The organism is uncultured Shewanella sp., from assembly GCF_947491715.1.
GTDB lineage: Bacteria > Pseudomonadota > Gammaproteobacteria > Enterobacterales > Shewanellaceae > Shewanella.
Genome location: NZ_CANLKR010000003.1, coordinates 93191 through 115542, shown reverse-complemented (window position 1 = coordinate 115542; position 22352 = coordinate 93191). Strand labels below are relative to the sequence as shown.

The window sequence follows — 22352 nt, the reverse complement described above, 5'->3', positions numbered from 1 at the left end:
TAGTGAGCCGTATTGATTTTCATCACCACACATAGATAATAAAAATCAATAAAATGATTGATAGAGAAATCAAACCGAACCAACCAAAAGCTTGCGTGATCTTTTCAGGAAGCTGCTGATTAAGTTGCGGAAATAAAATAGCAGCAAAAGAGACAATAGGGATCCCTTCAAATAAACTCGCTCCTTTTGATGGCCGCTGCTCAATAGGTGCAAACAACCAATACATTACGAAATAGAGTCCCATCAGTCCAATCGCAATGAATACTCTCTTTTCAACCCAGTCAGTAAAATGGAAATAAAATCCAATTGATACCAACTCTATTATATAAGTGATCTTTCAGCGGGAATTCAACATGCTGTAAGCAAGGTCGTGAATTGCTCCTGCATTAACAGACAGTCCCACCATCCATGGCGGTCGCGGATGATTGAAGCTAATAGTGATTCTATATCGAAAGCATCTAACGTAGCATAAAGTATATTGAAGCCCGCACTTTGTGAGCTTCTCAGACATTCCACTTCAGCGTTGCATTCATTTGAAAGGGATCACCATTACAGCATAAATGCGCCTTGAATTGAAAAGCCTGAGAAGCTCTGAATTGATCATCTATATAATAGAATTGGTATTACACCAATAACAACCGCAAGCATTTATACATCCTTGTTCTGGATAAAAATCAACATGAAATGATAGAGCTAAATCAATATAAAATGATACATTCTCCTGATTTTAATTCAAATATTAAGATTTCACAGCTGGATCTCGGCCACGCCAAGACATACCGACTGCCGCCATAAAAATGAATAAAAAACCCACATATGCATGCCATTGCAAGCTTCTATCATAAACAAACCAATCTAACAGAGCCGAAAAGACAATTGAAACATAGTAAAATGGCGTTAAACTGGCAGGCTTATTCACGTAACCGTAGGCCTTAGTCCGTAAAGATTGATTACTAATAGTAAATACGGCCAGTCCAAGAAGAATAAGCCATTGAACCTCAACATTAGGTGATACAAAAACATGCGCTAATGGCGTCAAATGACCAAACATAAGTACAATCATTAATGTATAAAAACTTGAAAAAGCAAACATCATTAGTGTCACATCAAAAGCCGATCCTTTTTTAGAAGAATAGTGCATTGTGACTTGTGAACATGCATTTAAAAAACCGGATAATAACCCTATAAACATCACCCAATTCATCTCACCCGAGGCTTGTAAAATAAGACTCACACCGATAAAACTGACCAATGTGGCCACTAACGTTTTCACTTTTATTGCGGTTCTAAAACATAAATAACTAATAAAAGGCAAAAAAAGTCCCGAAGTCGTAAAAAGTAAAGTGCCATTCAATAGCGAACCATGAAATAAATAAAAAAATAAACAATACTGAGAAGACACCGTCAGTAATGCGCGAAACAAATGCAGCCGCCACTGGCTCAAATCCCATTTTTCTTGTAATAACACAATCGCTATCCACAATAAAATAAGAAAAGGAATGAAAAACCGTAAAAAAATCAAAACAGGAAAATCAATTAACCCCGTTAACTCTTTACCCAGTAACGCGACTACCGACAAAGAAAAAGCCGCAAATAACATTAAAACGACACTGATTAAGAAATCATGATTTGAAATACGCTGTTCTGTCATATCGTCAGCTCCATTGCCCATTAAAATGATCCATATTTAATCATTATAAGAGCGTATTATGCTCTCAACCTGCTATAACGTCATTCACAGTGCTTAACTGAGCAAACCGAGATAAAAAACGCAAACTGGCTTTTTGCTCCTCATCCGTATTCGTTTCACATGCATCGGTCACAACCGTCACGTAATAATCTCTATCGTGTGCTTCTCGTGCGGTTAACTCAACGGCATTATTGGTCGACACACCGCATAAAATTAACCGTTCAATGCGATTTGCCCGTAACAGCACATCCAGCTCAGTACCATAGAAAGCACTCACGCGATGCTTAATGATACCCACATCCGTGACGTCGCGATTCAATGACTCACAAAATGCCCCTCCCCAGCTATCCAATACCAATGCATTATTCACCTTAGCACCAAGAAACAAAGGCGAGGCAGATGACACTTCTTTATGATTGGCTCGAAACCCCACACGCACATGACAAATTAAGTGCTCTTGTTCACGCCCCCATTGCGTCAATTGATTCGTATTGGCAATAATATGACGCGCTTCAATACGATCGGCATATTGAGCCAACTTCCCCTTTTCATGACAAATTTCATTGATTAAATCCAATGTGATAATAGCTGTTTTCATAATATCTCTTCCTATTTATTATTCATTAGAAACCGTCAAATAAAGTCATCACTAAGATGACATCGAACCCAATGAGGTAAAAATAAATTTCACTCTTTCTTCCACGCTTACAAAAGGAACTTCTATTAATGTATACCCAAAATAAGTATACGCTGCATACATTGCTTCATAGGTTTTTATCGCTTCTTTAAACCCTTGCTTTCTTTCTGTATCATTAACATAAATATCTTTCCAAGGTGGGAAAATAAAAACAGCCTGATGATATTTATTTTCCTTACAAGCTTGCACAAGTTCATCGGTGAACGCTAACTGTTCAAGCAAGGAATACCCATAACAGTCAATAATACCCCTATCAAAAAAGACCTTACCTGAACTATGCTGGTTGGTTTGGTAGGAAGAAAGTTCTGCTTTCAACATCTGATCTCGAAATTGCGTTTTATTCCCCCATGGAAGTGCTTGCCCTCCCTTTAACACTTCCGATTTAATGACTTGACGACCCACTTCCACGACACACTTTTCCCCTCCTGATGTTATCGTGTTAATAATACTGGTTTTTCCTGAGCTAGGCCCACCAGTGAATACAATTAGCTGCTGTTTATCATGCATAGTAACTCCCTCGTTATTGAAATGACTTAACCGTGATAACGTTTTTAAGGATATATTTTGATTGGATTTAATTGATAAAAGGGATATACCCAAGCCACTTGAAAGTGCATGTTTTCAGAGCCCGTAAAAAGGCTTAATTCAAGGCGCATTATTGAAAGAATGCTTATTGCCTTTTGAGGTGATGCAACGTAGAAGTTAGTCTTTTTACAGGCTCCCAACGGGCTGGTTTAAAACACTTTTATTCTGCGTTATTGAATATCAACTTAGAATAACTAAGCCCTCAATTCAATGCCTTGCCTAAACGCGTTTTAATTCCAGCTGAATCCTGCATCTTCAAGTGGTTTGGGTATATATAGGAAAAAGTCTTCAAAAGATAAAAGAAAAGATGTTGAAACTGTTGCCAAAAGAAACTCTGAAGGCATTTTTATTTAATGAGTAAGCCCTATCGATGGTTCGATAGGGCTTTTAACTATATAATTTTAAAAAAATATTAACTATTTAGCTTCACTTTCCAAATAGCGGGGCCGGTTTCGTGGGCATTAACTCCTTGTGAGTCGACTGCAACGGTCACAGGCATGTCTTTGACATCAAATTCATAGATGGCTTCCATTCCTAAGTCTTCAAATGCCACCACACGGGACTTCTTAATGGCTTTAGACACAAGGTAAGCCGCGCCGCCCACTGCCATCAAATACACTGATTTGTGTTGCTTGATAGACTCAACCGTCGCAGGACCGCGCTCCGCTTTACCTATCATGCCCATTAAACCCGTTTTATCCAGCATCAAATCGGTAAATTTATCCATGCGTGTCGCCGTCGTGGGGCCGGCAGGCCCCACCACTTCATCGCCAACGGGATCAACAGGACCGACGTAATAAATAAACTTACCGGTAAAATCAACACCTTCAGGTAAACCTTCGCCGCTTTCAATTAAGCTTTGAATACGTTTATGCGCCGCATCACGGCCCGTTAGCATTTTACCACTGAGTAAAATGGTGTCACCGCTCTTCCACTCTTCCATTTCAGCTTGAGTAATCGTGTTTAAATCCACACGGCGAACACTGTCACCCACTTCCCAAGTGATTTCAGGCCAATCGCTTAATGAAGGCGGCTCAAGATCGGCAGGTCCGGTGCCGTCAAGATGAAAATGCACGTGGCGCGTTGCCGCGCAATTGGGGATCATCACCACAGGTTTTGATGCAGCATGGGTCGCTGTCGACTTAATTTTCACATCCAAAACAGTGGTCACGCCGCCTAGGCCTTGCGCGCCGATCCCCAGTTTGTTTGCTCTGTCAAAAATCTCTAATCTGAGTTTTTCATCGGTTGTTTCAGCGCCGCGCGCTTGCAGTTCATGAATATCAATGGACTCCATTAACGACTCTTTTGCCATCACAGCCGCTTTTTCTGCTGTGCCGCCAATACCTATCCCTAACATGCCCGGTGGGCACCAGCCTGCGCCCATGGTCGGCAATACTTTTTCCACCCACGCGGCAATATCATCAGATGGATTGAGCATGGCCATTTTGGCTTTATTTTCCGACCCGCCCCCTTTTGCCGCGATCATCACTTCAATCTGATCCCCTGGCACCATTTCAACATGCACCACTGACGGCGTATTGTCACGGGTATTTTTACGGCTGCCAGCAGGATCGGCAACAATCGATGCACGAAGTGGATTATCAGGGTTGGTATACGCGCGGCGCACGCCTTCATCAACCATTTCTTGTACGGTTAAATCCGATTTATCCCATTGCACGCCCATACCAATTTTGACAAACGTCGTCACAATGCCCGTATCTTGACATAAAGGACGCTTACCTTCTGCTGACATACGTGAGTTAATCAGAATTTGAGCAATCGCATCTTTTGCCGCTGTGCTTTGCTCACGCTCATAAGCATCGGCCATCGCATCAACAAAATCTTTAGGGTGATAATACGAAATATATTGCAAAGCGTCGGCAACGCTTTCAATTAAGTCACTTTGTTTAATGACAGGTGTTTCTTTACTCACAGACACTTCCTCATTCACATTCATAGGGGCGCGTTCTCGTATCCGGCTTGGCATACGTATTTTATTTATAGACATTATGATACTCTTTCGCGACTTTGAGTTAAACAGCACTTTTTGAATAGGACTAATCGATGAGCGAAACGGCACATAATGCCTTATTCTTTCAACGTTTTGATTGTAATTTAAGCACAGAAGCCCTTTTTGATTATTTTTCAGACTCACCGTGGGCCATATTACTCGATTCCGCGAACGCTAATCACTGTGATGCCCATGTTGATATTATCTGTGCGGCACCGATCGCCACCTTAACAACCCAAGGTCAGACCAGTACAGTCGCTTATTTTGATACCTCTTCTGTACATTTACGGCAAAATGTTCACCTACAGCCTGACAGTGTGCAACGCTCTAGTGACGATCCCTTTTCATTATTAGAGCAAACCTTAACTCAGCTTTTTCCTGTTAAGAAAACCGCTTCTTTTCCTTTTTGCGGTGGGGCCATGGGCAGCTTTAGTTATGATTTAGGCCGCCACATAGAACACATTCCCCAAACAGCAGTGAAAGACATCGCCTTACCCGAAATGAACGTCGGCTTTTATACTTGGGCACTGATTTTCGATTACCAAGAACAAGCTTGGTATTTACTTCATTATGAAGGTGAAGCGGCAGCTAAAGCCTTATACGATGAATTACAGACAATTTTAGCTTTTCCCCCTAAAAAGGCTGCTGCTTTCGCCTTAACATCAACTTGGCAAAGCCAACTTACAGAAAAAGAATACCAACATAAATTTGACCAAGTACAAGCCTATTTACACAGCGGTGATTGCTATCAAATCAATTTAACCCAGCGCTTTAAAGCCACTTATCAAGGTGACGAGTACCAAGCCTATCAAACACTGCGTACCAGTAATGCAGCCCCTTTTTCGGCATTTATGCGATTACCCGAACAAGCAATATTATCCATTTCACCTGAGCGATTTATTCAGCTGCGTGATCGACATATTCAAACCAAGCCCATTAAAGGGACCATGCCACGTTTTATTGATCCCATTGAAGATGCTCAATCTGCACACACCTTACGCCACTCAATCAAGGACAGGGCCGAGAATGTGATGATAGTGGACTTATTGCGTAATGATTTAGGTAAAGTGGCGCAAGCGGGCAGCGTACAAGTGCCTCAGCTATTCAATATTGAAAGCTTTCCTGCCGTTCATCATTTAGTCAGTACTGTGACCGCTAAACTCAGCGATGATGCCAATTCAGCTCAATTACTGCGCGCAGCGTTTCCAGGAGGTTCTATCACAGGCGCACCTAAAATCAGGGCCATGGAAATCATCGAAGAGCTAGAACCCTCAAGACGAAGCCTGTATTGCGGCTCCATGGGCTACCTCAGTCAAGATGGACAAATGGACACCAGCATTACTATCCGTACTTTAATCGCCGAAAAGAATCAATTATATTGCTGGGCCGGTGGCGGTATTGTTGCAGACTCTATAGCGGAAGCTGAATATCAAGAAAGCTATGATAAAGTCAGTCAAATTTTACCGATCCTTGCAAACCGATAACCCCATTTTCAAGCCATCATAATTAAAAATAGTGAAAAAAGTTACGTTGGCTTGAGCATTAATTTAGGCGATAATATAAAAGAGTAAAGCACTATTAAGTAATGAAGGATGACGGCATGAATACAATGCAAAAAAAGATCAAATTAGATCATATCAAGCTAATCAATACTGGCAGCACAGCGTTCAGTATCCGCTAATGACATTAAATGAATTTACATTGCGCTATCATGTGCACACACTCCCCTCGCCTCATCCCTTAGTCGTGAATGCCCCCTTAACACCTGCGGCGGTGCTACTGGCCTTGCAACTCATTAACAACGAACTCCACCTAATATTCACCCGCAGGCCCACTCATTTACGCGCCCATCCCGGTCAAGTCAGCTTTCCAGGCGGCAAAGTTGAGCAAAGTGATAGCAACCTGATTGACACGGCCTTAAGAGAAGCAAAAGAAGAAATTGGTCTCTCAGCAGCGAATATTGACGTGATTGGACAGTTTCCGCCGCAACATACCCTCACAGGGTTTGAAATCACCCCCGTACTTGGGATCGTTAAAGCCCCTTTTACACCTCAAATCGATGCAGCAGAAGTCGCTGAATATTTTACTGTGCCTTTATCCTATTTACTGAATAAAACCCACAGAAAAATGCAGCCTTTTTCTCGAAAAGGGCATACTTACCCTGTCTATTTTATTCCTTATCGGCATCATCTCATCTGGGGTGCAACGGCGGCCATCATTGAGCTATTGTGCCAACATTTAGACACGCATTAACGAGAGCCTTGTTCATTTTGCTCATACTCTCATTTATCTCTGAATATAACCAAACAACAAATAAACGATAATGAATGAGAAAAGTACAATATGTCCTCTGTTTTATTGCAGTTTTTTGAACCAATCACCGCTTTAAACCTAATATCTGTCCTCTAATTGCAACTTACCTCAGTTTACACTTGAGAAAAGTCCTCAGCAGGGTAAGATGGACATCCTAATTTTAATTAACACTTTTCGTTGGAGAACTGAGCAACAATGAGCATTACATCTGTCGCTTCTGTATTTAAGGGTGACTTTGCGATTGGATCGCAAATCACGGTACGCGGATGGGTAAGAACCCGTCGTGATTCTAAAGCTGGAATTTCATTTTTAGCCGTCTATGATGGTTCCTGCTTTGACCCTATTCAGGGTGTAGTGCCTAATAATTTAGTCAATTATAATGACGAAATTTTAAAATTAACGGCCGGTTGCTCTGTTGTTATGACAGGAGAAGTGGTTGACTCACCAGGTAAAGGCCAGTCTTTTGAATTACAAGTGACAAGCATTGAAGTCACTGGCTGGGTGGACGATCCAGATACGTATCCAATGGCGGCCAAACGTCACTCGATAGAACATTTACGCGAGCTAGCTCACCTACGTCCAAGAACCAACATTATTGGCGCCGTTGCGCGTGTGCGCAACTGTTTATCACAAGCCATTCATCGTTTTTATCATGAGCAAGGCTTTATTTGGGTGTCGACGCCACTTATCACCGCATCCGATTGCGAAGGTGCCGGTGAAATGTTTAAAGTCTCAACCTTAGACTTTGAAAACTTGCCCCGTGATGAGCATGGCAAAGTCGATTACAGTGAAGATTTTTTCGGTAAAGAATCTTTCTTAACGGTTTCAGGCCAGCTAAACGGCGAAACCTATGCCAGCGCCCTGTCGAAAATCTATACTTTCGGTCCCACTTTTCGCGCTGAAAACTCAAATACGAGTCGCCACTTAGCTGAATTTTGGATGGTTGAACCTGAAGTCGCCTTCGCCGATCTTGAAGATGCTGCCGCCCTTGCTGAAGCCATGCTGAAGTATTGCTTTAAAGCCGTATTAGAAGAGCGTCGTGACGATCTTGAATTCTTTACTCAACGTGTCGACAAAACCGTCCTTGAACGTCTTGAGTCATTTGTCAGCAGTGATTTTGCTCAAGTGGATTACACTGACGCGGTAGAAATATTGAAAAACTGCGGTAAACAGTTTGAGTTTGATGTTGAGTGGGGTATCGATCTGCAATCTGAGCATGAGCGCTACTTAGCCGAAGAGCACTTTAAAGCACCTGTTGTCGTGAAAAACTATCCAAAAGACATCAAAGCCTTTTATATGCGCTTAAATGATGATGGCAAAACCGTTGCCGCAATGGACGTGCTCGCACCCGGCATTGGTGAAATCATTGGCGGGGCGCAACGTGAAGAACGTTTAGACGTACTGGATGCACGCCTTGCTGAAATGGAGCTGGATCAAGAAGATTACTGGTGGTATCGCGATCTTCGTCGTTATGGCACTGTGCCTCACGCAGGCTTTGGTTTAGGGTTTGAGCGTCTTGTCTCATATGTGACAGGTGTAGCCAATATTCGCGATGTGATCCCTTTCCCTCGCGCAGCAAAATCGGCTAATTTCTAAACACTCATATCTTAACAAAGATAAGCTAAGTCGATTACGAATAAAAACAGCTGTGCTTCCCAGCTGTTTTTATTTCTCCATTTACCGGCTATTTTCCTTGTTCAACCATGATCAATTCACGGGTATCAAAACCCAGAGCTTTAGATTGAGCAATGAAATCAGTCAATACCGCAGAAGGCACGGTTGGCGTCCGCGATAATAACCATAAATAAGAGAGATCCGGCCCAGACACAAAGGCATACTGATAATCTTGCTGACTCACTTTTTCGGGCAATAAATCAAAAATCACGTAAGAGCCATAAAAAGGCCCAAAGAAAGAGACTTTTAAATAGCCTTCATCGGTTGCTCCCACAAAATAGGCCTTACCATCCGCTTCTTTCCATTCATCACTTTTAGGTGAGAATCCGCGATTGATGACATTAACGCCACCATCATCACGTAAAGCATATTGCGCAGTCACTTGGGTTAACCCTCGCTCAAAGGAATGATCTAACCTTGCAATTTCATACCAAGTCCCCACATATCGATTCACATCAAAATTTTTCACCGGCGTCATATTTTGCGGCATGCCTAAACAACCATTGAGTAAAAACAATACGACCAATATCCATATTTTCTTCATGATAGCCTTTCAATCCCGTGAATTAAAATAATTGATAATATTAACATGTTAGCAGTCCAAAACGAGAGAACAGTAATGGTATAAGCATAGGCGCAATCACGAATAAAAAACCAATCCAATAATCGATAAAAAACTCAACGGCAATCAGACTTTCACCTCAATATCATCATATAAAGACAATTAAGAATATTGTGAACTAGGGCCTGTTGATCTTTGGTGATGTTTTCTGCAGCAGTTTGTGGGTTTTTATACAAGGCAGAGCTTGTGCGGTGTAGTTATTCTCGGCTTTAGTTCAAACATCGCTCTACCTCCCCCATCCATGGGGTCGTACATAAACAAGCGATAACGCCGTAGAAAGAAGCCACAAACGCTGTCCTCATTCTTTTATAAAGCAGGATCCGGCTAAACGTGTTTTACTCTTTGTTGGGAGAAATTTGCTTAGATTACTAGGCGTCATCCCTCTCGTCGCGATTAAAACACGTTTATCTCGGACATAATTCAACCACCAAAGATCAACAGGCCCTAATCATATCCTCCAGAAATGGCTCTTTTAGCCAACTGGAAGTAAAGCGGATCTTGATATTGTTGATATTCACAAAAACAGGTATAAACCAGCTTAATAACATGGGGCTCACAAGATAATATTACCTGAGCAATAATCGTCTCAAAGTCTACCTCTATTGGTTCTGCAGCGTTTTTAAGAGGATAAGCTGTCACATCAAAATAATGCAATCCAGTGCTTAAATAGGCTACCAATATGGCTTTCCATAATATTCTGACACTGCCTTCAATGTCGGTAAGATAAGGCATGATCGTTGAAAAAGCCTGGCACGTCGTCACTGTGTGCAACAGCGTAAAATCATTTTGGGCGTAAAATGCACCAACACAAAATTGCCTGACATCATCAAAGTCGATTTTTTTGGGCATACATACTGCTTTTCTTTGTCGCAATAAACTGACCATTTCATCCACTCTATTGACAATAATTCTCGGTTTAAAGCGATGCTCAGCACCTACGGGTGCCAATCTTGTCATAATAGAGCTTAATGTTTCAGAAGTGGTGCTATCACCCAGTTCTATAGCTTGAAACTCAGCGCACCAATACGCTAAAGCCATCGCCACTTCATGGTCATTATTGACTTGAATAGCATAAGATAATCGAATTAACCCATGGAAAGCTGAAGCCGCCAGCCCCGGTATTAATTGAGGTAAGAAACGATGTAATACTGTATGAGTTCCCTCTATTTGCAATTGATGTTTAAAATACTTCAAATACGCTGTAAATTCCCCCTTTCGCCTAAATGTGTCATGACATTGTCAATCACCTTGGTCTCTTCCAAACTTCCGATAAGTGTCAGCTTATCGGTACTCATCTGAAAAATTTGCTCTAATTTTTCATTTGACGCCCCTAACCCGTGCAGTGCGGTTAAAACCATAGGTAAATGAGTCGCTAATCCTCCTCGATAAACAGGGTGGTACTCCCCTGCTCGTTTAAGTAATGCATCCAATGTCTTCGATGTATTTAGCTCTCTCATAACTTCCCTTTGCTGTTAACGTCTTCTATTGACTTCCACTTAATCTCTCTGGTGCACTGTGTTTACTGCCCTATAGCAATTATTCACACATGGAATCTGATAGAATGGAGACGATAAGGCCCTATTCTTTATTACCACTGACAAGAGAAAGCTTAACCTCCCCTAAACAAGCACACTTTAAATCACATTTTCAGCCCTTTCACTTATCATTTCTATGACAAGAAAGCTCCCATTCAAACTCTCTATGTTACATATCTCATTACAAATAAAACAAGATAAAACTTAAACATTTAAGTTTATTTTCAATAGATTAGTGGAAGTTCCATGTTAGATCACAATAATAAAGCACTTAAGTACGACTTTTGGACAAAACTCTTTCATTGGCTGATGGCCAGTATTATCATTTACACTATGCTTGCAGGTTTTAGTTTGCATATTATCGAAGAAAACACACCATTGTGGCACTTCATTTCCCGCTTAAATATCTCATTAGCTTTTGTATCCTCGCTTATTTTTATCCCGAGATGGATTTGGAGTTTTTTTAGAACAGAGCCTCAGCAAGTTCCCATGCCAGCAATACAAAAAAGTGCCGCTCACATGGTTCACGCCTTATTGTATTTTTTAATGTTTCTTGTTTATATCACTGGGTTTTTCATGCTAAACAAACCTGTAACCTTATTAGGCAACATTGAATATATTAACCCCTTAATAGAACATGACAACATTTGTGACCTTTTTTTCCTCTTACATCGCTACTCATGTTATCTGCTCTTTTTTCTCATTCTCGTTCATGTATGCGCAGTCATTAAACATCAATACATAAACAAGAACAAAATATTAAGCAAGATGCTGTTTTAAATATTTTTTATGTTATTGCTAAAGAGAATAGGAAAGCTGAAAACTAAGCATTCAATATGATTGTTATACTCATATGACTTCCGTCCACTGAGGAAAAAACATGTTTGCTGTTATCTATCGTTTTAGTTTACAACCCGAACAAGAAAATATTTATCAAACATATTGGACTCAAGTCGCTCACTATTTTGTAGAGCAGCGGGGTGCAATTGGGTCTTGCCTACATAAAGGTGAAGATAATTTATGGGTTGCCTATTCACGCTGGCCCGACAAAGCGACAAGAGATAATGCTTGGCCGGGCAAGGAAGCCCCCAGCGACACCCTCCCTTTAAACATTCGCGAAGCGATTGAAAAAATGCAGCAAATCAAAAAAAGTAATCAAGACTTACCGCAATTTGACGAAATTTGCCTCGATGTCATTGAAGATCTATTATTAAACTAGCACATTGGGCGTTATCTTAGTGCATATTCAGGCAGCCAATGAACATTATACCTGTTCATTTGGCACATCAATCACGCCTTCTAAATACTGTACCGCCCGACCTGAAACAAGCACACTATCCCCCTTAACATGGCAGGTGAGCTTTCCGCCTCTTTTTGATGCTTGGTAAGCCTCAAAAGTCGATTGACTCACTCCAATTTTGCTCAATTTCAGTGCCCATAAAGGGGCTAATCCAGCGTGAATAGAGCCTGTTACTGGATCTTCATCTCCCCCATTCGCAGGCCAAAAGTAGCGTGAGATAAAATCATGTTGTTTCGATTTAGCAGTGACAACCACATCAAAAGGCGCTAATTGCATCAAACACTCTTTATTCTGCCTAACGTCGATGACATCTTTTTCATTTTCAAAAACAACAAAATAAGCTTGTTGATTAAGATAAACCTCTTGAGGAGGAATAGACAGACCACTTAATAACGCAGGTGGATACGAGGTTACTCGTTTAGGTAACTGATTAGGAAAATTCATTTGTATCTCGCCGGATGTGGTATTGATCACCGCCATCTCTCCCACAGCATCAGCAAAAAAAGTCAATTTTTCTTGTGAGCTTCCTTCATTTCTCCCTTGATTAAAAAGCACAAAAGCCGTGGCTAATGTCGCATGCCCACAAAAATCAATTTCCTTTATCGGTGAAAACCATCGAATGTGGTACCTTTCATCCGCTTGTTTAACGGCAAACGCCGTTTCCGATAAATTATTTTCCGTTGCAATTGATTGCATCAATTTCTCTGACAACTCAGTCGTTGTGATCACCACAGCGGCGGAATTTCCTTTAAATATCTCATCGGTAAACGCATTAACAAATTGAACAACTAATTTCATTTTATTTTTCTCATCTAATATCTTGGGTTAATAACAAAGTAATTTGAGTTGAACTTGTCATGCCTGACTCCCCGTAACACTTGAACTTGAACGACTTTCTTTCAACATTTCGATTCCCAAACCAATGAACCAGACTATTTGCCCTAAACCAAAAATCGCGGTCATCATTTCAAATAAAAACAACGTCGATAAAAATGATAAACCCGAAAAAAGCGTCAGTACGCCAGATATGCCTACGACTATGCCCCAGAAATGCACCCAAGCATGGAAAATTCGATATGTTAACCCCACATAACTGACAAGTAATACCCACAAAGCGCCCACGAGTTCAATACCGCCGCCCAGCGCATCAATCACTATCGATACACTTTGATAAACCGTCATAGCTTGCTCAGCATCTGCACTATAATCCTGAACTAATGCCCCTAAACCGGTTAAAAAAACCAAACTACTGGCAAGCACAATCGCTGCCCAAAGATAACCTACGGTTGTCGCAAAACTCATCAATTCGGGAGCGACAGGTTTAAAACGTCGATAAAGCGCCTGAACAAGGATGATTAAAACGAAACTGAACAGAATGCCACACACCAAATAACCTAAAAAATAACTGTCTTGATGATTAATCATAAACTCAATATTTATCTTCGATAACGTAGCTGCCGTATCATCAATACAAGGCGCAACCGCACAGCTCGCCTCCACTAGATGACTGGGATCCAAAACGGCAAAAAACCAAATAAAGCCAAATAGATAAATAACCGCTTCAGTAAACGCCGCTAAAGCGCCCCACTTTTGTATCGACATGATTAATCCTCCTTATTAATCCCAATAAATATTATCAGCCCCATAGACACTCAGCCTATTTAGGCCTGCCAACAGTCCTTAAGTGGCTTGGCGTTACCAGACCATTTGAAAGAACATAGAAGAGAAATCTAAACGATAATAAACTACACCACTTTGACCATTTTAAAATTCGTCAATGCTTCACCCCGAATACGCACCTCTTGTTGCTCATCCACTTGAAAACCAAAATGGTGATAAAACATTTTTGCGGTAAGACTCACATCAGAATAAAAACGCATGATACCCGCTAGCTGACCTTGCATAAAAATATGCTGCATGAGTGCTTTTCCCACTCCCATGCCTTGATATTCATGATGACAAAAAAAATGATCAATATAACCATCCGCTTGCAAATCTGCATAGCCAACAATAACACCTTGTATTTCAGCAATAAAAGGCGCTATCCTGTCCATTTTTTCCTGCCATATATTTAAATCAAACTCATCTGGAGCCCAAGCCGTCACTTGTTTAAGAGAATAATCCTGAATATTTACATGACGGATAGTATGGAAAAACAACTCCCACGTCGAAATAGCATCCGCAGTGCAATATTGTCTAATAGTGATAGTCGGCTTGGTGACGCCATGCGCACCTCTCATGCCTTGCTCACTTTTACAGTCCTTAATGCCATCCTTTACAGTCATTTTGTCCACTTAAATATTGTTGAGTTGAATAAAGCTAATTGCAATCTTGCATTGAAAATATACAAAATGAATTTATAAGTCAATGTATTAGGAAAAGGCTGACACAATAATATTGCTCGAATTAGCCGTCATAAAAAAACAATATGGCATTGATGAATAAAATTCATGACAAATTTCATTAACTCAAACATGCTGTCATCTAAGACAAATAATATGCCAACACCTCTTGTGCCTTAACCACATCGGCATATTTAGACTGTAATTGCTTTATTGCTAATTCATGAGAACTAGGCCAGCGATCAACCACCGCATCTTCAACCACTATCGGCCTAAACCCATACTGTATGGTATCCACTGTTGACATGTATAGACATCCACTGGTTGTTGCTCCCGTTAGAATGAGTGTGTCAATATTATGATTGTTCAAAATAGTTAACATGTTGGTTCCCATGAATACAGATGCCCCTTTCTTATTGATAAGGTGATCCGTTTTTGCATTAAAATCTATATCATCAGCAATGCCTATTTCTGGAGAACCAGGAAGAAGAGTTTGCAAACTGGGAATTTTTTTTAGCCAGAGACAATGACTAATGTCAGCGGAATTAAATACTATACGGCTAAAAATAATCGGCAAAGACAGCACACGAAAATGCTGGATCAATTGGTTAATTTTGACCTTTTGTGCAGACATATCCATCCCTCTGGGGTGAGTAGGATCGCTATACCCTTGGGTCACATCACAAACAAATAATGCCGGTTGACGCCCAAAGCCTAACTTATGCCCATAAGCCGAACTCACTGGTATTACCCTATGATCCTTGTCCTTGTCCTTGTCCTTGTCCTTGTCCTTGTCCTTGTCCATTATTGTTCCTTAATAATGTTATTCAGCCAATATTGATGACTCAGTAAAGTTGACCTTGCTATAGAGGAGTAAGATAGCTTTGCTGCATATAAAGGTTAATAGCTTTTAGCACATGGGTGCGATTAATTGTCCCTAATACACGGTCATTCTCGACGACCGGATACACTTTAGGTTTTATTCCTGTCATTTGCCCTGCCACTTCTAAAATACTGGTTTCTGGTGTCATGATTATCACATCAGTGAGCATACAATCTGCTACAGTGGCAGTCAGATCACAATGATAACTACTCTTAAGCATGACAGCTAAACAATCTTGTTGCGTTAAAAAACCAATAATGTGCTGCTCATCATCCACCACCGCTGCTCCCAGTTTATGCTTATCAAGCAACCAATCTACAGCCGTAGCAAGTGACATTGTTGGCCTCAAAAGCACTGGCTGCCTATCCATATAATCTTTCACTTTAATAGAATCCATAGCCCTTCCCCTAAAATCAAAACTCTCTTTAAGTTTAGTTAATATTTCCACTTAAGTTTATGGATGACTTACAGCCAAAATAAAACCACCTTATCAAACACCAATGACAAGTGAAAAAAGGGATAATAAAGCCTGAATTAACACTGACTAAGACAATAAAAAGGGCTTTATTCTTGTCAGCTTATTCGCTTTTTAAGCTTGATAAGTTTATATTATTATTAATTAAACTCTAACTCCAAACGACTTGAATGCTTACAAGAGATTAAAATAAGGTATGATGCTCAAGCCTTTAAAAAAGGCACCAAATGAATTGACTCTTTAGACGCGATAAACCATAAAGAGATTGATTAGAAAATGAATATGACGCAGGCAACGCCTAACCCTCATTGACTCTTAAAGTGATAAAAGGATCTTTTTTGTTCACACTTTTTCATAAAAGCATGACTGTTTGTTTACTCTTGCTATTGTGCATGTGTATTTCTATGACAGCGCAAGCCAACGACTGGCTTAAACTAAACATCACTGGTGTCAATAAGGCATTAAAAAAAAATATTGAAGCCCATCTAGGCACATTACCCACATCCAGTGTTCAACGGCGTGCTTATCTTTTTAATGCAAAAGATAATATTGATGCCGCCTTACAATCCATGGGCTACTACCATAGCATCATTAAACAAAAAACCACGCAACATGAAAAATCAGCTTGGACACTCAATATTAATGTGACCTTAGGTGAGCCCACCCGTCTACAATGGATAGATATTCGTATTCAAGGAGAGTTACTAGACGATCCCGTATTTAATCAATGGCTTAATCAATTAAAAATACGACCAGGCGATATTCTCAATCAAGGGACATACGAACAAATGAAGTCTCAGTTGGTCTCCATGGCATTAGCTCGAGGCTATTTTGATGGCAAATATACCCAATCTCAAATTATCGTTAATCGAGATTTAAACTTAGCGAAAATTAATCTTTACTATCAATCGGGTGATCGGTATCGTTTGGGCAATGTCACTTTTGAAGGCTCGACACTCGAACCTGAGTTATTAAATAGACTGATCCCATTCAAAACGGGGGCACCTTATAGCAGCAGTGCTTTGAATCAACTGAATCAAAAACTACTAAACACTGGCTATTTCTCTAATATCCAAGTGCTACCTTTAATGAGTCAAGCCAATAGCGATGTAATCCCCATTAATGTTAACCTCTCCCCTCGACCGGATCATTCCATTAAATTGGGTCTTGGCGCCGATATAGGTAACACCACAAATAATAACATCGAACCTAGGATCAGTGTCACCTGGCAAACACCACAAATTAATCGCTATGGGCATTCACAAACCACCACGGCTCAATGGTCTTTAAACCGACCTAAACTCCTCACTACATACAGTATTCCATTGACCGATCCACTGGATGATTTATTGAAAATTCGATTTGGTATTATTCGAGACTATTATGGACTCACACAAGAATACAGTACCAGCAGCGAGAAATATTACAATACGGGTCAACTTGATTCGACCCAATACCTCATTGGTGTTGCTCGTCAGCACAGATTAAAAGATAAGTGGGTTTTTTCTTACTCTGTTGAAGCCTTAAAAGAGAAATACAATCAATCCAATGTCAATTACGACCCTCAATTTATCTTATTTGGCAGTAGTCTCTCCAAAACAGTTCGAGGTGATAGCAGCCTAGATCCGAAATCTGGTACTATGCAATCTTATTCTATTGCCTATGGCGATCCTGATCTGGGCTCCACCATTCGACTGCTAAAAATGGAAGCCAAGTTCAAATGGATTGACACCTTTTTTACCAGGCACCGTTTTGTGTCGAGATTAGACTTAGGGATTAATGTCACCGATGACAGTAATCTAGCGGAAATTTCTCCTTCATTACGCTATTTTGCCGGCGGCGATCAAAGTATTCGGGGTTACAGTTACAATGAACTGGGCCCTTATATTGATTATACCGACTCAGACGGCAATCAAATAAGGGAAGTTGTTGGAGGACGTTACTTGATTGTCGGCAGCTTAGAATATCAATATTATTTTACCCCTAGCTGGCGAGGAGCACTTTTTGTTGATGCTGGTAATGCATATGACACAAGTCAGTTTGATCCCGTTGTCTCCGTCGGCCCAGGCATTGCTTGGATTTCGCCTATCGGACCTATACGACTGGATTTAGGCATAGGCTTACAAAAAAACGATACCTTAGATCGCCCTTGGCGGATCCACATTATAATGGGATCGGAACTATGATAAACAACACCCTCTCGAAAAAAAAGACCTCTCCTTCTAAGCAGGTGACTCAATCAACCTCCAGGCTAACCCAGCTGAAACGCTTTTGCTGGCGCGCCTTCAAATTCATCACTCGCAGTGCGATTTATATTCCTCTGTTTATATTAATCTGCTTTGCTGCATTAGTGGGCACCCAACCTGGCACGCGTATTGCCATTAATATCGCCAATAACTTGATCCCTGATCTCAATATCGTTTATGCCAATGGTACTCTCAATAAAGGATTGAGCTTGTCTTCAGCCCATTGGTCAATGCCCGGGATCAAGGTAGAGGTCATCGATCTTGATGTGGTTTGGCAACCCCTGTGTCTACTGCAAAACCAGCTGTGTGTAAAACAGCTTAATACAAATAAAGTCACCGTAGATATCGATACTGATGCCCTGCCAAGCTCTAGTGAAACAACCAAAAACACCGAGCAAGAAACAAACAGTGAAAGTACAATTATTTTGCCATTTGCCATTCAATTAGCCCAATCTGAACTTCATAACATACAAGTCAGGGTCAATGACATGACCTTTGATATTCAAAAGCTCAACACTCAGGCACAATGGACAAGCACAGGGATCCGCGTCAAAGATATTAGTGCAACGGATTGGAAAGTGAATATTCCTTTAGGAGACACACCGGCCAATAATTCAATCAGCTCAACCTCTTTAGCCCATTCGAGATCCGCTGGTACATCAAATTATACTCAAGCCAAAAAAGCGCAACCTAAATCAATAAACACAACTGCCAATGAGTGGGCCATGGCCAAGCTCCCACAAGTCTTCATGCCTATCCCTGTATTTGTTGACAAGCTAAGCTTACTCCAAGGCAACTTGATATTAGGTCAGCGTCAAGACTATTTTAAAAAAGTCACATTAACAGGGAGCTACCAAAGTTACCTTATTCATGTCGACACGTTTTTTGCAGTGCATACCGATGGTGAAATCAACCTTAAAGGGGATATGCAGCTCACAGAGCACTACCCTATCGATGTTCAAGCCAATGGCAAGATCACTCAACTCAAAGAAATACCCAAACTGAATAATCAATCCTTTAATTTAAATGTTACGAATGATTTTAGCGATCTACAAATTGATTTAACCGCCAACGGCCAGACCAATTTAACCCTTAAAGGACACATCAATTTAACCGCTCCGACTCTGGATTATCACGTAGACCTTAACGCACTTAGCATTATCTGGCCATTGGATACTGCACTTTATCAAGGACACAATCTTCATTTCAGTAGTCAGGGCTCTCTGACCAAACAAAAGGCAAGTTTAACAGGGAATATTATCACCCCTTTTCAGCCTGAAGCCTCCATTACCACCAATATTACTCATACCAATAGCACACTCAAAATTGATGACTTTGAAGCCAAAAGTCCGATGGGAGACGTCACATTTACAGGCTTTTTATCGTATAATAACGCCATAGAATGGCAGGCAAATGCCTCAACTAATAAACTCGACGCCAGTCAATTAGAGTTATCCCCCTTAAATATAACATTAGATTATCCCATTCCCATGAGCCAAATAACAGGCACATTTTCAACGAAAGGTAAAATTGATCTCAAGGATAAAGCATGGCAAGTCGCAATCGAAAAAGCCAAGCTAGAGGGCACAATCGATAACTACCCTTTATCACTCACCGGGGATATATCAGTCAATAATGATTTTCAGCTCAGTGCAAATCAGCTGAATTTAATCGCGTTTAAAAGTCAGTTAACCCTTAATGGCGATGTTACCAATAACTGGGCGCTTAACGGTCAATTATCCATACCGGAACTACAGCTTTGGGATCCTAATGCAGCAGGCACAATCAATGCCGATATAAAAATCACAGGAGAAGCGGGCCAACCAAAAGCCAATGCGATTTTTAATGCCATTAATCTCAGTTATTTGAATTACACGTTGGATAAAGCCAATCTATCTGCAACCATTGATTTATTTGATAATAATGCCTTTAACCTCACACTATCAGGCAACACTATCTCCCTAAACCCTCTTTCTTTGACATCAGCCAATATTCACATGAAAGGTGACTCCCAAAACCAAGAAACTCAAATCACAACCTTGGGCGACATCGCACTGAATAGTCAAATAACAAGCGATTCAAACCTAGAGAAACACCTGTTCAATATCAATATTGAACAGTTGTCATTCAATTCAAAACTAGGTAATACACAATTAAATCGACCGATTGCCATCAGTTGGGATCAGGCACGACAACGAGGTAAAGTCAGTCCTTTTTGTTTAAAAGATGCTCAAGGAGCGCTTTGTTCCACAAATCAGGCAACCTTCGGCACTAGCGGGCAGTTTTCCATTGATTATCAAGGGGATTTAGGTGCCTTAATGACGCCTTTATTACCTAGTCAAGTGTCATGGAATGGTCCTGCTAAAATGACCAGCACCCTAAAATGGGCTGAAAATACATCACCTGTAGGCAAGCTGTCATTAACCCTATCCTCAGGTAACCTGACACTCATTCAAATGAGTAATACTCAGCATACTCCTGTAGTCATGCAATATGAAGCGATAAACCTTGACGCCCTACTGGATCCTAAGCAAATATTCACCACGCTCACCCTGAAATCAAATAACATTGCCAATATCAATAGTCGGCTCAGCATCAACATTGCACCTGAGGACAGACAATTAGAAGGTTATGTCAAACTTAATCAAGTTAAACTCAGTGCCCTAGCGGACTTCCTCCCTCAATTGGATACCTTAACAGGGGAGCTCACCAGTAATTTCAGCATTGCAGGCACGCTGAGCTCACCCACACTATCAGGTCATGTGACCTTGAAAGAAGCCAGTATTTTGACTACAGCCAACCCAACATTAATTGATAATTTAAATCTAAAAGTCGCCTTAGCAGGACAAAAAGCAAACATTAACGGTCAATGGAAAATGGGAGATGGCACAGCCCGAACAGAAGGTTATATTGATTGGTCCCAAGCTCACCCCAAAGCCCACTTCACACTGAAAGGAAGTGAATTATCCATCATTCAGCCCCCTCTAGCCATTCTCAAGTTGGCACCGGATCTCGCCATTGATATTGCCGATAATACAATGAACGTCACAGGTGAACTCGATGCACCCAGTGGTGAAATTACTATCGTCAAGCTCCCTGAAGGTGGCGTTGCCATCTCCAAAGATGTGGTCTTTCAAGACAGTATCGCCACAAAAGAAAAAGCCGATAATCCGATGGTGATCACAGCGAATTTGAAAATGAAAGTCGGTGAACAATTAAGCATTGAAGGTATGGGATTAACGGGAAGATTAACAGGTAATTTAAATGTAAAGCAAACCGAACAACATCAAACTCAACTCTTTGGAGAAATTAAAATCATCGATGGTACGTACAAGTTTATGGGACAAACACTGACCATCAATACTGGCGAGTTGCAATTTGTGGGCCCGATGGATGAACCCAGTTTAAACATTGAAGCCATTCGAGAAATCAAGGCAGATGATATTACCGCTGGCGTGCGTATTACAGGCACACCTAAAAAGCCCATTGTGACCTTATTCTCTTCACCTTCAATGGAGCAAGCAGAAATCCTGTCCTATATTCTCAAAGGCACAGGCCTTGAAAGCGATAACGATTCTCTCATGCTCACCGCCGCTTTTACATTAAGTCAGCAAGCCGGTGTCGGCACAGGTACCATCGGCAATTTGACCAATACTGCCACAGGCTTGATTGAGAAACTGGGCTTCTCAAATGTCCAACTGGACACCAATGATGACGGTAAAGTCGCTATCAGTGGTTATATTGGTGACAAACTCATGGTTAAATATGGCATGGGCGTGTTTAATACAGGCTATGAAATGACGGTTCGCTATTATTTACTCTCACAGCTTTATCTCGAAACTGTATCGGGGGCACTCGAACAATCTCTCGACCTGTACTATAATTTTAACTTATAATACAGTTGGTTATTTTATAGGCTGCAACATTAATATTAAACTATTTGTCACAATAGCAATAATATTCTCAATTAAACACAAAA

The 22352-nt window shown here is 40.9% G+C and carries 20 protein-coding genes; 7 read left to right on the top strand and 13 right to left on the bottom strand.

Annotation, left to right across the window (positions count from 1 at the left end; genetic code table 11):
- Positions 1–22: 22 nt before the first annotated feature.
- The 5 genes from Q0779_RS04780 to Q0779_RS04760 form a co-directional block, all read right to left on the bottom strand.
- Positions 23–226, bottom strand: coding sequence for a hypothetical protein (locus Q0779_RS04780; protein WP_298770062.1), 204 nt, complete (start codon positions 224–226; stop codon positions 23–25).
- 513 nt (positions 227–739) lie between these two features.
- On the bottom strand, positions 740–1672 hold the full coding sequence (locus tag Q0779_RS04775; RefSeq protein WP_298770060.1) for a DMT family transporter: 933 nt from the start codon (positions 1670–1672) through the stop codon (positions 740–742).
- 43 nt (positions 1673–1715) lie between these two features.
- Positions 1716–2288 (bottom strand): cysteine hydrolase family protein, encoded by a 573-nt coding sequence (locus tag Q0779_RS04770; RefSeq protein WP_298770058.1) that lies wholly within the window; start codon positions 2286–2288, stop codon positions 1716–1718.
- A 51-nt stretch (positions 2289–2339) separates the two neighbouring features.
- Positions 2340–2894 (bottom strand): AAA family ATPase, encoded by a 555-nt coding sequence (locus Q0779_RS04765; RefSeq protein WP_298770055.1) that lies wholly within the window; start codon positions 2892–2894, stop codon positions 2340–2342.
- Between the two features lie 490 nt (positions 2895–3384).
- The gene (locus Q0779_RS04760; RefSeq protein ID WP_298770220.1) at positions 3385–4929 is read right to left on the bottom strand and encodes a fumarate hydratase; all 1545 of its coding nucleotides are present in this window, start codon (positions 4927–4929) and stop codon (positions 3385–3387) included.
- Positions 4930–5036: 107 nt separating this feature from the next.
- Here Q0779_RS04760 and pabB point away from each other — a divergent pair, with 107 nt between their 5' ends.
- The 3 genes from pabB (at position 5037) to asnS (ending at position 8892) form a co-directional block, all read left to right on the top strand.
- A complete protein-coding gene (gene pabB / locus Q0779_RS04755) occupies positions 5037–6467 on the top strand; it encodes an aminodeoxychorismate synthase component I (RefSeq protein ID WP_298770053.1) in 1431 nt (476 codons plus the stop codon).
- 196 nt (positions 6468–6663) lie between these two features.
- Positions 6664–7236, top strand: a complete 573-nt coding sequence (locus tag Q0779_RS04750; RefSeq protein ID WP_298770051.1) for a CoA pyrophosphatase — start codon at positions 6664–6666, stop codon at positions 7234–7236.
- Between the two features lie 255 nt (positions 7237–7491).
- A complete protein-coding gene (gene asnS, locus Q0779_RS04745; protein WP_298770048.1) occupies positions 7492–8892 on the top strand; it encodes an asparagine--tRNA ligase in 1401 nt (466 codons plus the stop codon).
- A gap of 88 nt (positions 8893–8980) precedes the next feature.
- On the opposite strand, the gene Q0779_RS04740 is transcribed toward asnS, so the two are convergent.
- The 3 genes from Q0779_RS04740 to Q0779_RS04730 form a co-directional block, all read right to left on the bottom strand.
- Complete coding sequence (locus Q0779_RS04740) at positions 8981–9514, bottom strand: lipocalin family protein (RefSeq protein ID WP_298770045.1); 534 nt, start codon at positions 9512–9514, stop codon at positions 8981–8983.
- Between the two features lie 522 nt (positions 9515–10036).
- Entirely contained in the window at positions 10037–10786 is a 750-nt protein-coding gene (locus tag Q0779_RS04735; protein ID WP_298770043.1) for a questin oxidase family protein, read from the bottom strand.
- Complete coding sequence (locus tag Q0779_RS04730; RefSeq protein WP_298770041.1) at positions 10783–11049, bottom strand: hypothetical protein; 267 nt, start codon at positions 11047–11049, stop codon at positions 10783–10785. Before Q0779_RS04730 ends, Q0779_RS04735 begins: the two co-directional genes overlap by 4 nt.
- 324 nt (positions 11050–11373) lie before the next feature.
- On the opposite strand from Q0779_RS04730, the gene Q0779_RS23985 reads away from it, so the two are divergent.
- Together Q0779_RS23985 and Q0779_RS04725 are read left to right on the top strand one after the other, a co-directional pair.
- Positions 11374–11907: a cytochrome b gene (locus tag Q0779_RS23985; protein ID WP_367180778.1), complete on the top strand. Its 534-nt coding sequence runs from the start codon at positions 11374–11376 to the stop codon at positions 11905–11907.
- Positions 11908–12007: 100 nt separating this feature from the next.
- Entirely contained in the window at positions 12008–12346 is a 339-nt protein-coding gene (locus tag Q0779_RS04725) for an antibiotic biosynthesis monooxygenase (RefSeq protein WP_298770038.1), read from the top strand.
- A 45-nt stretch (positions 12347–12391) separates the two neighbouring features.
- On the opposite strand, the gene Q0779_RS04720 is transcribed toward Q0779_RS04725, so the two are convergent.
- The 5 genes from Q0779_RS04720 to Q0779_RS04700 all read right to left on the bottom strand — a co-directional run bounded on the left by Q0779_RS04720 (position 12392) and on the right by Q0779_RS04700 (position 16049).
- On the bottom strand, positions 12392–13225 hold the full coding sequence (locus tag Q0779_RS04720) for a PhzF family phenazine biosynthesis isomerase (protein ID WP_298770036.1): 834 nt from the start codon (positions 13223–13225) through the stop codon (positions 12392–12394).
- Positions 13226–13282: 57 nt separating this feature from the next.
- Entirely contained in the window at positions 13283–14029 is a 747-nt protein-coding gene (locus Q0779_RS04715) for a DUF4386 family protein (RefSeq protein WP_298770034.1), read from the bottom strand.
- A 143-nt stretch (positions 14030–14172) separates the two neighbouring features.
- Positions 14173–14712 (bottom strand): GNAT family N-acetyltransferase, encoded by a 540-nt coding sequence (locus Q0779_RS04710; protein ID WP_298770033.1) that lies wholly within the window; start codon positions 14710–14712, stop codon positions 14173–14175.
- 199 nt (positions 14713–14911) lie between these two features.
- Positions 14912–15574, bottom strand: a complete 663-nt coding sequence (locus Q0779_RS04705) for an isochorismatase family protein (protein ID WP_298770031.1) — start codon at positions 15572–15574, stop codon at positions 14912–14914.
- 58 nt (positions 15575–15632) lie between these two features.
- Positions 15633–16049: a CBS domain-containing protein gene (locus Q0779_RS04700; protein ID WP_298770029.1), complete on the bottom strand. Its 417-nt coding sequence runs from the start codon at positions 16047–16049 to the stop codon at positions 15633–15635.
- 440 nt (positions 16050–16489) lie between these two features.
- Between Q0779_RS04700 and Q0779_RS04695 the strand changes: the two genes are divergently transcribed.
- Complete coding sequence (locus Q0779_RS04695; RefSeq protein ID WP_298770218.1) at positions 16490–18313, top strand: autotransporter assembly complex family protein; 1824 nt, start codon at positions 16490–16492, stop codon at positions 18311–18313.
- Positions 18310–22269: a translocation/assembly module TamB domain-containing protein gene (locus Q0779_RS04690; protein ID WP_298770027.1), complete on the top strand. Its 3960-nt coding sequence runs from the start codon at positions 18310–18312 to the stop codon at positions 22267–22269. The genes Q0779_RS04695 and Q0779_RS04690 overlap by 4 nt, the downstream gene beginning before the upstream one ends.
- Positions 22270–22352 lie beyond the last annotated feature (83 nt).

Excerpts from the sequence above, each read along its gene's own strand:
- Q0779_RS04780 (WP_298770062.1), bottom strand. The coding sequence starts at position 226 with ATGTATTGGTTGTTTGCACCTATTGAGCAGCGGCCATCAAAAGGAGCG.
- Q0779_RS04775 (WP_298770060.1), bottom strand. The coding sequence starts at position 1,672 with ATGGGCAATGGAGCTGACGATATGACAGAACAGCGTATTTCAAATCAT.
- Q0779_RS04770 (WP_298770058.1), bottom strand. The coding sequence starts at position 2,288 with ATGAAAACAGCTATTATCACATTGGATTTAATCAATGAAATTTGTCAT.
- Q0779_RS04765 (WP_298770055.1), bottom strand. The coding sequence starts at position 2,894 with ATGCATGATAAACAGCAGCTAATTGTATTCACTGGTGGGCCTAGCTCA.
- Q0779_RS04760 (WP_298770220.1), bottom strand. The coding sequence starts at position 4,929 with ATGAATGTGAATGAGGAAGTGTCTGTGAGTAAAGAAACACCTGTCATT.
- pabB (WP_298770053.1), top strand. The coding sequence starts at position 5,037 with ATGAGCGAAACGGCACATAATGCCTTATTCTTTCAACGTTTTGATTGT.
- Q0779_RS04750 (WP_298770051.1), top strand. The coding sequence starts at position 6,664 with ATGACATTAAATGAATTTACATTGCGCTATCATGTGCACACACTCCCC.
- asnS (WP_298770048.1), top strand. The coding sequence starts at position 7,492 with ATGAGCATTACATCTGTCGCTTCTGTATTTAAGGGTGACTTTGCGATT.
- Q0779_RS04740 (WP_298770045.1), bottom strand. The coding sequence starts at position 9,514 with ATGAAGAAAATATGGATATTGGTCGTATTGTTTTTACTCAATGGTTGT.
- Q0779_RS04730 (WP_298770041.1), bottom strand. The coding sequence starts at position 11,049 with ATGAGAGAGCTAAATACATCGAAGACATTGGATGCATTACTTAAACGA.
- Q0779_RS23985 (WP_367180778.1), top strand. The coding sequence starts at position 11,374 with ATGTTAGATCACAATAATAAAGCACTTAAGTACGACTTTTGGACAAAA.
- Q0779_RS04725 (WP_298770038.1), top strand. The coding sequence starts at position 12,008 with ATGTTTGCTGTTATCTATCGTTTTAGTTTACAACCCGAACAAGAAAAT.
- Q0779_RS04720 (WP_298770036.1), bottom strand. The coding sequence starts at position 13,225 with ATGAAATTAGTTGTTCAATTTGTTAATGCGTTTACCGATGAGATATTT.
- Q0779_RS04715 (WP_298770034.1), bottom strand. The coding sequence starts at position 14,029 with ATGTCGATACAAAAGTGGGGCGCTTTAGCGGCGTTTACTGAAGCGGTT.
- Q0779_RS04710 (WP_298770033.1), bottom strand. The coding sequence starts at position 14,712 with ATGACTGTAAAGGATGGCATTAAGGACTGTAAAAGTGAGCAAGGCATG.
- Q0779_RS04705 (WP_298770031.1), bottom strand. The coding sequence starts at position 15,574 with ATGGACAAGGACAAGGACAAGGACAAGGACAAGGACAAGGACAAGGAT.
- Q0779_RS04700 (WP_298770029.1), bottom strand. The coding sequence starts at position 16,049 with ATGGATTCTATTAAAGTGAAAGATTATATGGATAGGCAGCCAGTGCTT.
- Q0779_RS04695 (WP_298770218.1), top strand. The coding sequence starts at position 16,490 with ATGACTGTTTGTTTACTCTTGCTATTGTGCATGTGTATTTCTATGACA.
- Q0779_RS04690 (WP_298770027.1), top strand. The coding sequence starts at position 18,310 with ATGATAAACAACACCCTCTCGAAAAAAAAGACCTCTCCTTCTAAGCAG.